This is a genomic window from Pigmentiphaga sp. MLSB6-MA01, from assembly GCF_058793475.1.
Genome location: NZ_JBXAFV010000006.1, coordinates 248,180 through 260,245 on the forward strand (window position 1 = coordinate 248,180; position 12,066 = coordinate 260,245).

14 protein-coding genes are annotated in these 12,066 nt (G+C 64.1%); 8 read left to right on the top strand and 6 right to left on the bottom strand.

Annotated features, from left to right (window positions below):
* Positions 1-57: 57 nt before the first annotated feature.
* From AC1Q6E_RS12765 to AC1Q6E_RS12775, 3 genes are all read right to left on the bottom strand, one after another.
* Positions 58-852 (bottom strand): hypothetical protein, encoded by a 795-nt coding sequence (locus AC1Q6E_RS12765; RefSeq protein ID WP_492572866.1) that lies wholly within the window; start codon positions 850-852, stop codon positions 58-60.
* A 7-nt stretch (positions 853-859) separates the two neighbouring features.
* Positions 860-1,681 carry a sulfite exporter TauE/SafE family protein gene (locus AC1Q6E_RS12770; protein ID WP_492572867.1) on the bottom strand — a complete coding sequence of 274 codons (822 nt, stop codon included), beginning with the start codon at positions 1,679-1,681 and terminating at the stop codon, positions 860-862.
* A 78-nt stretch (positions 1,682-1,759) separates the two neighbouring features.
* Positions 1,760-2,125: a winged helix-turn-helix domain-containing protein gene (locus AC1Q6E_RS12775; RefSeq protein WP_492572868.1), complete on the bottom strand. Its 366-nt coding sequence runs from the start codon at positions 2,123-2,125 to the stop codon at positions 1,760-1,762.
* A gap of 150 nt (positions 2,126-2,275) precedes the next feature.
* On the opposite strand from AC1Q6E_RS12775, the gene AC1Q6E_RS12780 reads away from it, so the two are divergent.
* Positions 2,276-2,602: a DMT family transporter gene (locus AC1Q6E_RS12780; RefSeq protein WP_492572869.1), complete on the top strand. Its 327-nt coding sequence runs from the start codon at positions 2,276-2,278 to the stop codon at positions 2,600-2,602.
* A gap of 319 nt (positions 2,603-2,921) precedes the next feature.
* Here the strand turns inward: AC1Q6E_RS12780 and AC1Q6E_RS12785 are convergent, their stop codons facing one another.
* The gene (locus AC1Q6E_RS12785; RefSeq protein WP_492572870.1) at positions 2,922-3,713 is read right to left on the bottom strand and encodes an IclR family transcriptional regulator; all 792 of its coding nucleotides are present in this window, start codon (positions 3,711-3,713) and stop codon (positions 2,922-2,924) included.
* A gap of 132 nt (positions 3,714-3,845) precedes the next feature.
* On the opposite strand from AC1Q6E_RS12785, the gene AC1Q6E_RS12790 reads away from it, so the two are divergent.
* Both AC1Q6E_RS12790 and AC1Q6E_RS12795 read left to right on the top strand, forming a co-directional pair.
* Positions 3,846-4,817, top strand: a complete 972-nt coding sequence (locus AC1Q6E_RS12790) for a tripartite tricarboxylate transporter substrate binding protein (protein ID WP_492572871.1) — start codon at positions 3,846-3,848, stop codon at positions 4,815-4,817.
* Between the two features lie 63 nt (positions 4,818-4,880).
* A complete protein-coding gene (locus AC1Q6E_RS12795) occupies positions 4,881-6,083 on the top strand; it encodes an FAD-dependent monooxygenase (protein WP_152798641.1) in 1,203 nt (400 codons plus the stop codon).
* Between the two features lie 115 nt (positions 6,084-6,198).
* Here the strand turns inward: AC1Q6E_RS12795 and AC1Q6E_RS12800 are convergent, their stop codons facing one another.
* Positions 6,199-6,801, bottom strand: a complete 603-nt coding sequence (locus AC1Q6E_RS12800; RefSeq protein ID WP_152798643.1) for a TetR/AcrR family transcriptional regulator — start codon at positions 6,799-6,801, stop codon at positions 6,199-6,201.
* Between the two features lie 182 nt (positions 6,802-6,983).
* Between AC1Q6E_RS12800 and soxC the strand changes: the two genes are divergently transcribed.
* Complete coding sequence (gene soxC, locus AC1Q6E_RS12805; protein ID WP_152798645.1) at positions 6,984-8,306, top strand: sulfite dehydrogenase; 1,323 nt, start codon at positions 6,984-6,986, stop codon at positions 8,304-8,306.
* Positions 8,293-8,868 (top strand): c-type cytochrome, encoded by a 576-nt coding sequence (locus AC1Q6E_RS12810; RefSeq protein WP_152798647.1) that lies wholly within the window; start codon positions 8,293-8,295, stop codon positions 8,866-8,868. The genes soxC and AC1Q6E_RS12810 overlap by 14 nt, the downstream gene beginning before the upstream one ends.
* A 24-nt stretch (positions 8,869-8,892) precedes the next feature.
* Here the strand turns inward: AC1Q6E_RS12810 and AC1Q6E_RS12815 are convergent, their stop codons facing one another.
* The gene (locus AC1Q6E_RS12815; protein WP_492572872.1) at positions 8,893-9,933 is read right to left on the bottom strand and encodes a porin; all 1,041 of its coding nucleotides are present in this window, start codon (positions 9,931-9,933) and stop codon (positions 8,893-8,895) included.
* Between the two features lie 265 nt (positions 9,934-10,198).
* Here AC1Q6E_RS12815 and AC1Q6E_RS12820 point away from each other — a divergent pair, with 265 nt between their 5' ends.
* The 3 genes from AC1Q6E_RS12820 to AC1Q6E_RS12830 are packed head-to-tail and all read left to right on the top strand — an operon-like array spanning position 10,199 to position 12,045.
* Positions 10,199-10,642, top strand: a complete 444-nt coding sequence (locus AC1Q6E_RS12820; RefSeq protein ID WP_492572873.1) for a nuclear transport factor 2 family protein — start codon at positions 10,199-10,201, stop codon at positions 10,640-10,642.
* A 19-nt stretch (positions 10,643-10,661) separates the two neighbouring features.
* Positions 10,662-11,579: a hypothetical protein gene (locus AC1Q6E_RS12825; RefSeq protein ID WP_296556969.1), complete on the top strand. Its 918-nt coding sequence runs from the start codon at positions 10,662-10,664 to the stop codon at positions 11,577-11,579.
* Between the two features lie 37 nt (positions 11,580-11,616).
* A complete protein-coding gene (locus AC1Q6E_RS12830) occupies positions 11,617-12,045 on the top strand; it encodes a GlcG/HbpS family heme-binding protein (protein ID WP_296556967.1) in 429 nt (142 codons plus the stop codon).
* Positions 12,046-12,066: the final 21 nt, after the last annotated feature.

Genomic DNA, 12,066 nt, shown 5'->3' on the forward strand with positions numbered 1-12,066 from the left:
CAAGCAAGGGATACCGGGATGGCTCGAGGATAGCCGGCCAGGGAGAACTACTTCGGCTTAGCGGCGGACGGTTGCCGCATGGAGCACGCCGCGGGCAATGGCTGAGGGTCGGGCACCGAGCCCGGAGATGCTCGCCTGAGGAGTGGGGTCGACTTCCACCACCTTCTGCCTTTCGGCAGCGATGGCGTTGTCATGGGCCAAGCCTCGCAATGTTCCGCCAATCGGCGCGGATACCGCCGTTGTCCCGAGGTAGCCGACGATCTGGCCTTGTTCGACGGCTTGGCCAATCTGGCAAGGGGTTCGCCATGTGCCGGATGCGGGAGCGTACACATAGCGCTCACGGCCGGCACCATTCAATACCTGGGGTTCGCCCGCGAGGGTTGTGGTCGGCCCTTCCCAAATGACTTTGCCAAGGTCCTGCCCCCAGGCAGATTCGATGGCCACGGAGCAGTTTCTTCCCGCGTTGAAGCCTGGCCCAATTCCGATGAGCAGAGGTGCGAGTTGGCGTTCGTCATCGGGGATGGACCGTTTTCGCATTCTGGCATCCACGACGATGCCTGGGTGGAGAGCCTCGACGAGGCGAAGAAGTGGGAGGGCGGTCGTTATCACTGCCTGAACATTGTCCGCTGATCGGCAAATGCTCTCGATGTCCGTGAAGTGCTGGGCGGGCACACCGTCCAGGAAGGCGCTGCCCGCGTAGAAGGCGTCCGCAAAGGCCATTGCACGGCGGCCATGGGCGGGTCTCTCGGCATCGTGCAGTACAACTACCATGCCAGCGCTGAACATCGCATGGGCGACAGCCGACCCGATATCGTTCGACCCACGGACTACAGCGACTTGAAGGCTATTCATGGCACGCTCACCGGGAATGCTTGAAGGTCTTTATCGCGGAGATCAGCAGGATCACTCCCAGCAATGCGGCGAGATGCCTTGTGGGGAACAGGCCAAGGAGCAGGCCGCCTATCGCGGCACCGAGAACCGATCCGGCCGCCATCCAGCCGGCGAGCGACCTTTCCTGATGCAAGATGGAAAAGGCCGTTGAGTCGCGATATCGAGCAAACCCGACGATCATGGTTGGCAAGCTCACCAAAAGGGAAATGCTGCCGGCCGTTTTGATGTCGAGACCATAGAGCAGCACGATGGTGGGGATGAGCAGTTCTCCGCCAGCGACGCCGAGCAGGGCGGCGACAATGCCAATACCGAACCCCGCAGCCAGACCGGCCGAGATCTGGGCTGCCGGATGCGAAAACAACGGCGCCGCGGCTTCATGGATGCCGAACCAGGCTTCTCCCATCATCAGCACCGCTAGTCCGAGCAGCATCGCCATGACGATCCTGTCGAGCGTGCGTCGGGACATCTTTATGGCGTGGCCCGCCGCCCACCATGCACCCACGAGACTGCCGCCCAATAGGTTGGCGGTAACTGGCAGATGGGGTGCCAGCTCGGCCATCGAGATCGTTCCGGTGCGAAAGATCAATGCTGCCGCGACTACGACCAGGCTCATGGCCTTGTTCAGGATGATCGCCGGCAGGGTTGCCAAGCCGAACATGCCCACGAGTAGCGGTAGTCTAAATTCCGCGCCTCCCAGGCCAATCAATCCGCCGAGCGTTCCGACCGCACTGCCTGCAAGGAAGCCCAGGGTCGACCGTCTTGTTGACGGGGCGGTGGCCACGGAGGTCATAGCGCTTTCTTCGTTATGTTGTAAATGACATAGCGAAGAATAGCGCCTCGCTATGTCATTTACAACATAACGAATAAGTTAGGTCGAAAGTTGGCGCAAAGCCTTCAATTCGGCGATAGAAGCCTCATTGATCCGTCGTTCCAAGGCGTCATACCGGGATACCAGTTCTGCGCCCAATGCGGTAAGCGTTGTGCCACCTCCGCCTTTTCCACCCGCAGCGGCTTGAACGACCGGTTGGCCAAAGCCTTGATTCAGCGAGTCCACCAGCAGCCATGCTCGCTTGTAAGGGATGCCCAGTGAGCGAGCAGCCGCCGAAAGTGACCGGATTTCGCCAATCGCGCGCAACAGGTCGATTTTTCCCGGGCCAAGGGCAATGTTTTCGCCGATGTAGACCCGAGGACGGACCATGACGGCCGCCGTGGTGGAATACGTGGAATCTTTCATGTCGCGAGCCTAACGGACCTTTGGGAGGGGAGGCAAGCCGTGACGCCCTCGCGGTGTTTCAGCTCATCGTTTCCAGTCAGTCGGGGCACTTTTCTGCGGGGTCGATCCAAACAGACCGATAGAATTCTCGATCGATCACAGGGGATGTCGATGGGATGGTTGTATTTGATCTTGGCAGGGTTGGCGGAGGTTTTCTACGCGGCGGCCATGCCCCGCACTGATGGTTTCACCAAGCTCGGGCCGAGCTTGTTCTGCCTCGTGTTCATCGGCGTGAGCATGTACTTTTTATCACTGGCAACACGGACTGTTCCCTTGGGTACGGCGTATGCAGTCTGGGTCGGTATCGGTGCGCTGGGCACGGCGATCTATGGCGTGCTTGTGCTGGGAGAGGATCGAAGCCTGGCCCGAGCGGCGTGTTTTCTGCTTATCCTCGCCGGAATAGTCGGCCTCAAATTGGTATCGTCCACAAACCGCTGAATTCCTAGGTGGAGCCCGCGGTCAAGGTCGGTACGTTTGTTGGTGTTTCTCTGTTGTCTGCCTCGATAGTCCCTGCCGCACAGCCGTTTATAAGGTGGACTCGAGGTAGCCCCGGCACTCGAATTGATCCGCGTCGAGAAGGGTTGTTCAACCGACCCTTGACCGGGTTGAAGGTCCGGTGGCCCGTATGTGGGGGTTCTTGGCAGTTATCGTTTGCCCAGGCGCCCGCCATGGACGTATGCCGTAGGCCGATGCTCGGTACGCTTCCGTATCCCATCCTGGATGGCCGCCGACGAGGGGGCTTGCCGCGCAGGGCGTTCTAGCGGGGCGCTCCCAACCTGCGCGATAGTTCGTCGGCGGTGTTGCGCAGCGCTTCTTCGAGTCGGGTAGCCGCTGTGCTGTCCAGTTCCGGCCCGAGGGTAGTGATCGCGGCGCACAACTGCCGCATTTGATCGAATACGGGTGCCGACGCGGCGAAAAAACCGCCGCTCATGGCAGGGTCGGTGCGCGCGATCCCTTCACGCCGGACATCTCGTGCAATGTCGACGATGGTGGCGTCGCGTATCCGGGCATCAAAGTTTCCGGCCAGGCCGACACTGGAGGACCGCTCCTGTTCGACGAGCTGCTCGGTCTGTTCGGTGGGGAGCCACGACAGAAACACGCGGCCGGTGGCCGTGCTGAGCAGGGGCAGCACATGGCCGGCGCGTATTCCCATGGGGCCGTATTCGTCGCCGTCGATATTGAAAACGATGGTCGGCCCGCGGTTGCCCCACACCGCCAGGGACACGGAGTGGCGCGTTTGCGTGCGCAACTGGCTCAGAAGATCCTTGGCCCGTTCGACCAGACTGGAGTGCCGTAGCGCCGCGGAGCCGAGTTGCACGGCGAAGGGGCCAAGGCCGTAGCGGCCGGAGACGGGATCCCGCTCGACGACGCCTTCATGCAGGAAGCTGGCCAGATAGAGATGGGCATTGCTGGCGGGCATGCCCACTCCTGCCGCGATGTCCCGCAAAGGCAGCTTTTCTTGCACCTGCTCCAAGAGCCGGAGGATCCGGAATCCGACTTCGATGGACTTGATGCGGCGCGGCTCGCGCATGGTTGATTCGTCGTTCATGACGGCAGTGTGTGTCGTATGTCTTGACGCGCCAAGTTTAACCCGTACAATAAATTTATACTTAGTATGATTAATTTATACATTGTATAAGTTGCGAAATCGGTCGCGACGATTCCAGAAGAGGACGGAGACATGAGGACATTCCCCCGCCACGGCGCGTGGCTGCTGGTGTTTGCCATAGGGGGCGGGCAGGCCGCCGCCGCCTATCCCGAGCGGCCTTTGCGAATCGTCGTGCCGTTCGCACCTGGCGGTGTCGCCGATGCGACGGCGCGATTGATTGCCGCGGAAATATCGGAAGAGCTCGGACAATCGGTGGTTGTCGAGAATCGCGCGGGAGGAGCCGCCATCATTGGAACCACGCTGGTCGCCAAGGCGCCCGCGGACGGCTATACCCTGCTGCTGGGCAGCACCAACATTTCCACCAACCCGGCGTTGTACAAAAAGCTTCCCTATGACGCAGACAAGGAGCTGACGCCCGTGGCGCTGGCGGTGGTCGTGCCCGGGGTGATCGTTACGCATCCCTCGGTTCCGGCGCGCAATCTGCCCGACCTTGTTCAATACGCTCGTCGAAATCCGGACAAGCTGAGCTATTCGTCGGTGGGGCTGGGAAGTTTCTCGCACTTGGCTGTCGAGCGGCTCGCCCAGCAGACCTCGACCCAGGTCGTGCACGTTCCCTACAAGGGGTACGCCCCGGCCATCATGTCGGTGATCAGCGGCGAGACCCAGTTCCTGATCAGCGATCTGCAGGGGGCCTTGCCGTATATCAAGGCCGGCAAGCTCAACGCGATGGCCGTGACCGGCAACAAACGCCTAGCCGTTCTACCCGATGTCTCGACGGCTCAAGAGGCCGGCCTCAAGGATTACGAGGCGGTGGGATGGCTGGGCATCATGGCTCCGGCCGGTACTCCGCGGCCCGTGATCGCAAGATTGAACGCGATCGTGAACAAGGCCATGCGCAGGCAGGACATCGCCCAGCGCTATCTCGAACAGGGCTCGGAAACCTTCGACGGCAGCCCGCAGGACTTCCGCCGTTTTCTCGACGAGAACCGGCGCGGCTGGGAGCAGGTGATCCGCGCCGGCGGCATCACTGTCGATGCACCCTGAACGGGGTCGGCTCGTACGTGCCGGGCCGACCTGGCGACACTTTTCATCAGCAAAGGATTTTCCATGCAAATGTCTTCCATCTCCCGAGCGCCGCGGGTAGCCCTGGTCGGGGCCGGCATCGGCGGCCTGACCGCGGCTGCCGCCCTGCATCAGCGAGGGTTCGAGGTCTCCGTCTACGAGCGGGCGCCGCACCTGGGCGAGGTGGGCGCGGGACTGCAGATGGCGCCGAACGCCGTGAAGGTGCTGCGTGCGCTGGGCGTGGAGGAGGCTTTCGAGCGTTTTGCCCCCGAGCCGTCAGTGCGTTTGTCGATCAAGTGGGATGACGGTACCGTGCGGGACCGCGTGCCATTGCCCGAGGCCATGCGGGCGCAGTATGGCGCGAGCTATCACACCGCGCACCGTGCGGACCTTCACGCGTTGTTGGCCAGCCTCGTGCCCGAAGGGACCATCCACACCGACGCGGAATGCCGGGCGGTCGAGAACACGGAGTCGGGGGCGGTCATTTCCCTGACGGATGGCAGGCAAGTCGAGGCCGATGTGGTGATCGGCGCTGACGGTATCCACTCACGGGTCGCGAGGTGTCTCTTCGGCGAACGCGAGGCGCGCTTCACGCACCAGATCTGCTGGCGCATCATTCTTCCCATGCAGGCATTGCGCGATGCGGCGGCGTCGCTGCCAGTCCCCCTGGACGGTTCTGAATATACGGGTTGGCTCGGGCCAACGGGGCATGTCCTGTTCTATCCGCTACGCGAGGGCGAGCTGCTCAACATCTTTGCCGGGCGGGTGGCAAAGGACGATTGGGCAGAAGAGAACTGGGCCGTGCCCAGCCGCATCGACGACATGCTGCAAGCCTATGCGGGTTGGCATCCGGGCATGCTCGAGGTGATGTCGCGCGCGCAGGAAGTCTACAAGTGGGGAATCCGGGATCGTGACCCGCTGCAGGAGTGGGTGCGTGGCCGGATCGCGCTGCTGGGCGACGCCGCGCATCCCATGATGCCGACGCTCGCGCAAGGGGCCGCCATTTCGATGGAGGACGGTTACGCGCTGGCGCATTTCCTCGACCACGGCCGTGACGATCTGGATAGTGCGCTGCTGGCCTATCAGCGCGAACGCCAGCCTCGCGCCGCAAAGGTACAGCTGCAGGCTCGCGATCAGTTCCGCAGCAACCAGTTGACACCGCCCCCGCCGCCGCTGCCGGTGGATTGGATCTACGGCTACGACGTGGCGAAGCTGCCCGTGCCCATGTCGGGATCGGTTGCGGGTTGAGTGGGCCGAACAGGTGGGCAACCGGCCTGAGCGCTTCGTTGCCCGGCCTGAAACAGGCACCCGCGTCATCGACGCGGGCAAGGCCATGGCGGCCGCGGGCAGCTTCCGGTCGCCGCTACCGGGGCGCTGGCATCGGCGCATCCGGCCGTGCCGTGCTGACGGTCGAGAGGATGGACTCGAATGCCTCGTGCGTCTGGTGCATCGCCGACGGCGAGGCCGGATCGATCCAGAGATAGCTGTAGTAGTACATGCCGAGCAGCGCCTTGAGCCGGAAGCGCGAATACGGCGCAAAGACACCGGTCTTTTCGCCCTCGATCAGCGTTTCCTTCCAGATTTTCTCGTAGCTGGCATGCAGCGCCAGCACTGCCTGGCGCCGGTCTTCGCTCAGGGACAGGGTTTCCCGGAAGCAGACGGCCAGTTCATCCCGGTGGATGCCGATCACGTCGATGAGCTCGGCGCCGAGCCGCCGCAGCCGGAGCATCGGGTCGGGTACTTCGGCCTTGGCCAGCTTCGCCTGCTGGAGAAGCTTGGCCATGTACCGCCGGCATATTTCCTCCAGCAAGTCTTCCTTGCCCGGGAAGTAGTGATAGAACGCCCCGCGGCTCAGGCTCAGCGCCGCGCACAGTTCGCTCATGCCCACGGCATGGAATCCTCGATGGGCGAAAAGCGCCGCCGCGCCGGCCAGGATCCGGTCGCGGTTGGCGTCGAGCTCTTCCATTGTCCTGTTCACCACGATCTTTGTTGGCGCCTTGCCCCGTCGATGTCAGCGGGGATTGTAATGGGAGCCGGGATGGGCGCGGCGTGCCGGGTCATGTACACTTCGCACAGCAGACCGACCGATCGGTCGGTGTGTCGGTGGGGATGGGATCAATGGGATCCGGACGCAGACAAGGAGGGAGCATGAACAGTCGAGACAAAGCAGGCAGCGCGCTGGCGGAGCCCGTCGAGGCGGCGGCTGGCGGCAGGCGGCAGTTCCTGGCGCGAAGCACCGCGATGGCCACCTCGCTGGCGACCATGGCGCTGTCGGAGTCGGCCGTTGCCCAGTCGGGCGCGGCCGCGGTTGCGCCGGACGTGGCGAAAAAGAACCTGCCGCCGAATGTTCCGGCTTGGACGAAATCCCTGGGCGCGCCCACGGCCTCGCCCTACGGGGTGCCGTCGAAGTTCGAGACCGAAGCGACAAGAAAGCTGTACCCGGGCCTCAAGGAGCCGATGTCTGCCTACAGCACGACACCCTTGCAGGAACTGGACGGCATCATCACCCCCAATGGCCTGTTCTATGAACGGCACCACGCGGGGGTTCCCGAAATCGATCCGCGGCAGCATCGTCTCATGATCCATGGGCTGGTGAAGAATCCGATGATCTTTGACGTGCAGGAGCTGCGGCAGTTTCCCAGTGAAAGCCATGTCTATTTCCTGGAGTGTTCGGGGAACCCTTCGTTCCTGCCACCCTATGGGAAGACCGCGGCCGAGGTGGCCGGCCTCGTCAGCTGCGCGGAATGGACGGGGGTTCCGCTCAAGACGCTCTTGAATCGCGCGGGCCTGGATCCGAAGGCGAAATGGATCGTGGCCGAAGGCGCCGATGGCGCCGCCATGACACGCAGCATTCCGATCGAGAAGTGCCTGGACGATGTGCTCATCGCCTACAGCCAGAACGGCGAGCGCCTGCGTCCGGAGCAGGGCTACCCCATCCGGCTTTTCGTTCCGGGCTTCGAAGGGAACATGAGCATCAAATGGCTGCGGCGCCTGCACGTGACGGATCAGCCGGGCTATACGCGCGAGGAAACGGCCAAGTACACGGACTTGATGGCCGACGGCCGCGCCCGCAAGTTCTCGTTCATCATGGAGTGCAAGTCGATCATCACGTCTCCCTCGGGCACGCATCGCCTGACCCGCAAGGGAACGCACGAGATGCGGGGGATCGCCTGGAGCGGCCATGGAAAGATCACGGGTGTCGATGTGTCCATCGATGGTGGCAACAACTGGTATCCCGCCACGTTGCAGGAGCCGGTGCGTTCGAAGGCGTTGACGGCGTTCCGGGCGCCGTTCGAGTGGAATGGCAAGGAACTGGTGATCATGAGCCGGGCAATGGACGAAACCGGCTACGTGCAGCCCACGCTGGAGCAGCTCATCTCGGTACGGGGAAAGGTTTCCTTCTACCACAACAACTCGGTTCAACCATGGCGGATCGCCGCCAGCGGGGAGGTGACCAATGGACGCGCGTAACACCCTCATCGCCGCAGCCATCGGGTTCTGCGCCTTGCTGGTCCCGGCCGCAAGCCAGGCCGGCTATGAAAACCTCGGCCGGCACTTGAGCAAGGAAGAGCTTGCTGGCTGGGACATCGACGTGTCGGTGGACGGCAAGGGGCTTCCTCGCGGCAAGGGCACCGTGGTCCAGGGGGAAAAGGTCTACCAGGCCATGTGCGTGGCCTGCCATGGCGTGAAGCTGGAGGGCGGGCTGGGCCCCGCGCTGGCCGGCGGCGTGGGCAGCCTGACCACCGACAAGCCGCTCAAGACCATCGGCAGCTATTGGCCGTACGCCACCACGCTGTTCGACTACATCCGCCGGGCGATGCCGTTCCAGGCGCCCCAGTCGATGTCCAGCGACGACGTCTATAGCGTGACCGCCTACCTGCTGCATAAAAACGGCATCCTTCCCGCAACCGCCACGGTGGACGCCAACTCCCTGGCCAAGGTCAAGATGCCCAACCGGGACAATTTCTATGTCGATGATCGTCCCGATGTGAAGGGCGTCCGGTGCATGAAAGACTGTCTTTCGAAAAAATAGAAACCCCTTCGTCGGCCACGATCCTCAGAACGTGTGCCGGAACCCCGCTTGCACCGCGTGGGGGCTGCTGAACATCCCGACGGCGGTTTGGGTGTTCGCCAGCCCGGACAGGGTGAAGTCCGCGCCGCTGCGGTTGTTGACACGCGCATATTGCAGATAGACGGTGGACCGCCTGGACAGGTCGTGCTCGTAGCCCAGCAGCCATAGCCGGGCGTGCGGTTGCGGCGTGCCGGCGCTTCCCGTGTCGAGGGCATACGTGCCGAAACTGGCGAGCGCGCGGCCGCTGCCGGCGACTTTCACGCCCAGGCTCAAGGTCCAGACGCGGGCATTCGAGCCGTTTCCGGCATGCGGATCGGTGTTGAAGCGCCAGTGGTTCAGATAGCCGGTGACCGGACCGAGCGCATAGCTGGCGCCGAGCAGCCATTCCTGCGTCTTGGCGGTCGCCGCGTTGGGCTTGTCCACCCGGTTCCAGCCCAGGCCGAGCCAGAGGCTGTCCCGCCGGTACTGGACGGATGCTCCGGTGTTGCGTCCCTCCTTGGCGTCGGCGGGGTTCTCGGTGCCCAGCGAGTACATGGCGGACATGCGCAAGCCTGCCCAGACGGGGCTGTCGTAGCGGACCGAGTTGTTCGTCCTCGTGGCGCCGCCCCGCATCAGTACCTGGGGCGAGGCGTAGGGGGCGAGGCCGAAGGAGTTCGACATGGCCTTCAAGGCATAGATGGGATTGCTTTCCCGTCCCAGATTCACGCCGCCCCACCTGCCCGTCAGCCCGACGATGGAGCGGCCGCCGAACATGAGGCCCTGGACCATGGTCCCGTCGTCGGCGTTGAACCGGTTCTCCAGGTTGAACACGGCGGTCAGGCCATTGCCGAGGTCTTCCTTGCCGCTGAGCCCGAAGCGGGATTGGGTCAGGCCGCCCGACGAGAGCCGGGAGACGGATTTGTCGCCTGACTTGGCGTATTCGATGCCGGCGTCGATGACGCCATAGAGCGTGACGCTGGACTCGGCCGCGGCGCACCGGGGCAGCGCGGCAAATGCAATGAGCGGGATGAGCAGGGAATGTCGCATGGTGTCTCCGTCGCCTGGATGGCGTTCTGTTCGAATGAGGTCGAGTCGTGCGTGGCCCGCCGGGCGCGGTGTCCCGGCTGGCGGCGGCATTGTGTGCGGGAACCGTCCCGCCCAGTAAGAGCGAAAGGCTCAAGGCAGCCATGTCGCGCATGCATGGCATCGCAGCCATGCGGGAAACGCCGGGCTGCTATGACGCTTGCGCTCTGGCTGGGGCGGGGAGGCCTGCCTAGACTGGGGCCCTTCCTGACATGACGAAGGTGTACGCATGAACGCCACGCATTCCCCGCCGCGGTCCACCGCCGAGGGCGCGCTGCTGGAGATCTCGAATCTGCTGACCGAGTTTTCGCGCTGCATCGATGCGCGGGACCGTGCCGCGCTGAGCCTGCTTTTCGGCGAAGGCGCGGTGCTGGACTTCAATGGTTTCGAGATGCGGGGGCGCGATGCCATCCGGAAAGGCACGCCCCGGTCATCCCAGGCCAGGGGAATGACCCGCCACCTGTGGACCAATCTGCAGATCCTGTCCGCGTCGGCCGACCGGATCAGGACCCGGGCGATGCAACTGACCCTGGAGCAGGGCGAGGGCGCGTCCCTGCAGGTGCGCGTGAGCGACCTGTCGGACGAGTTCGCCAAGGGGGAGGATGGTCGCTGGCTGTTTGCCAGCAGGACCATGACGCGGCAGATCGACGCCCGCAGCGGCGTCGCCGAATGACCAGAGGAGTACGCCATTCATGAAAGTCGTTCGCTTCATCGATGACCAGTGGATACTGGAGCACCCGACCGGTGCCATCGCCTTCAAGCATCTCCTGCAGGGCGAGGACGGCACGCCGGAGAATTTCATGTTGATCCTGGGGCGGCAGGACCGGGACTACACGATGCCGATCCACCGGCACAACTTCGATCAGATCCGGCTGCCCCTGGTGGGCGACATGAACCTCGGGCGCCGGGGCATCCTGCGGGAAGGCCAGGTCGGCTACTTTCCGGAGGGGCTGTCCTACGGGCCGCAGGAGGACGCGCTGGGGCACGCCAGGCCGGGCGAGCGCGTGCAGCTGGTCCTGCAGTTCGGCGGCGCCTCGGGCCAGGGATTCATGAGCATCGAGCAACGGCGCAAGGCCCTGGTCGAGCTTGGACAGATCGGGCGGATCGAGGGGCGTCTTTTCCACCATCCCGATGGCAAGACCGAGCCGCTGCTGAATGCGGCCTGGAAGCATGTCTACGGCACGCGCATGCGCTTCCCCAGCCCGCGCTACCAGCACATCATCGTGGCGGAGCCTCGCGCCTTCAACTGGTTGTCCGTGGCCGGGCAGCCCGGCGTCGAGCGACAGTATTTCGGCAGCTTCTCCGAGCGCGGGGTGTGGGCCGAGAAAGTCCGGATCGCGCCGGGCGCGGCCTGGCAAGACAGGGGGCGGGCGGCATATCGGCTGGTGTTCGTCTTGCAGGGCAAGGGCACCGTGGAAGGGAATCCGGTCGAGACCTGGAGCGCGATCGAGCTTGGGGGAGACGAGTCCGCCATCGTGAGCGCGTCGCGGGAAGAAGGGCTGGAGCTTTTCATGATGGGACTGCCGTGGGTCCAGGCCCCGTCGGGCGACCCGGCCGCTTGCGAGGAAATCCCCGAGTTCGGCGACCCGCTCAATGATCCGGTCGTCTGACGGCCGGACCGCGTTTGGATACATGATGGGAGAATGCATGATGATTTCCTTGCGACAGGCGTCCGGGATCGTGGATGCCGTGCTGGAAGAGGGCCGCCGCCTGAATGGCGCGCCGCTGACCGCGGTGGTGCTGGATGCGGGCGGCCACGTGGTGGCCAGCAAGCGCGAGGACGGCGGCAGCCTGCTGCGGCCGCAGATCGCTTTCGCCAAGGCCTGGGGCGCGCTCGGCATGGGCGTCGGCAGCCGCTCGCTTGCCGAGCGGGCCGTGAGGGTTCCCGCTTTTTTCTCGGCGTTGAGTGCCGTGTCCGAAGGCCGTTTCGTGCCGGTGCCGGGCGGCGTGCTGATCCGCGATGTGGGAGGGCGCCTGCTGGGCGCCGTGGGTGTCAGCGGCGACGGCCCCGATCATGACGAAGCCTGCGCGGTACACGCCGTGGAAAGCTGCGGGCTGGTCGCACAACCGGGTTGAGCGGCCGGGCCGCGCGACGAG

What these genes read in the sequence shown, in the direction of transcription:
- AC1Q6E_RS12790 (WP_492572871.1), top strand. Translation starts at nt 3,846, where the DNA reads ATGAGGACATTCCCCCGCCACGGCGCGTGGCTGCTGGTGTTTGCCATA.
- AC1Q6E_RS12765 (WP_492572866.1), bottom strand. Translation starts at nt 852, where the DNA reads ATGAATAGCCTTCAAGTCGCTGTAGTCCGTGGGTCGAACGATATCGGG.
- AC1Q6E_RS12815 (WP_492572872.1), bottom strand. Translation starts at nt 9,933, where the DNA reads ATGCGACATTCCCTGCTCATCCCGCTCATTGCATTTGCCGCGCTGCCC.
- AC1Q6E_RS12810 (WP_152798647.1), top strand. Translation starts at nt 8,293, where the DNA reads ATGGACGCGCGTAACACCCTCATCGCCGCAGCCATCGGGTTCTGCGCC.
- AC1Q6E_RS12775 (WP_492572868.1), bottom strand. Translation starts at nt 2,125, where the DNA reads ATGAAAGATTCCACGTATTCCACCACGGCGGCCGTCATGGTCCGTCCT.
- soxC (WP_152798645.1), top strand. Translation starts at nt 6,984, where the DNA reads ATGAACAGTCGAGACAAAGCAGGCAGCGCGCTGGCGGAGCCCGTCGAG.
- AC1Q6E_RS12830 (WP_296556967.1), top strand. Translation starts at nt 11,617, where the DNA reads ATGATGATTTCCTTGCGACAGGCGTCCGGGATCGTGGATGCCGTGCTG.
- AC1Q6E_RS12800 (WP_152798643.1), bottom strand. Translation starts at nt 6,801, where the DNA reads ATGGAAGAGCTCGACGCCAACCGCGACCGGATCCTGGCCGGCGCGGCG.
- AC1Q6E_RS12785 (WP_492572870.1), bottom strand. Translation starts at nt 3,713, where the DNA reads ATGAACGACGAATCAACCATGCGCGAGCCGCGCCGCATCAAGTCCATC.
- AC1Q6E_RS12770 (WP_492572867.1), bottom strand. Translation starts at nt 1,681, where the DNA reads ATGACCTCCGTGGCCACCGCCCCGTCAACAAGACGGTCGACCCTGGGC.
- AC1Q6E_RS12820 (WP_492572873.1), top strand. Translation starts at nt 10,199, where the DNA reads ATGAACGCCACGCATTCCCCGCCGCGGTCCACCGCCGAGGGCGCGCTG.
- AC1Q6E_RS12780 (WP_492572869.1), top strand. Translation starts at nt 2,276, where the DNA reads ATGGGATGGTTGTATTTGATCTTGGCAGGGTTGGCGGAGGTTTTCTAC.
- AC1Q6E_RS12825 (WP_296556969.1), top strand. Translation starts at nt 10,662, where the DNA reads ATGAAAGTCGTTCGCTTCATCGATGACCAGTGGATACTGGAGCACCCG.
- AC1Q6E_RS12795 (WP_152798641.1), top strand. Translation starts at nt 4,881, where the DNA reads ATGCAAATGTCTTCCATCTCCCGAGCGCCGCGGGTAGCCCTGGTCGGG.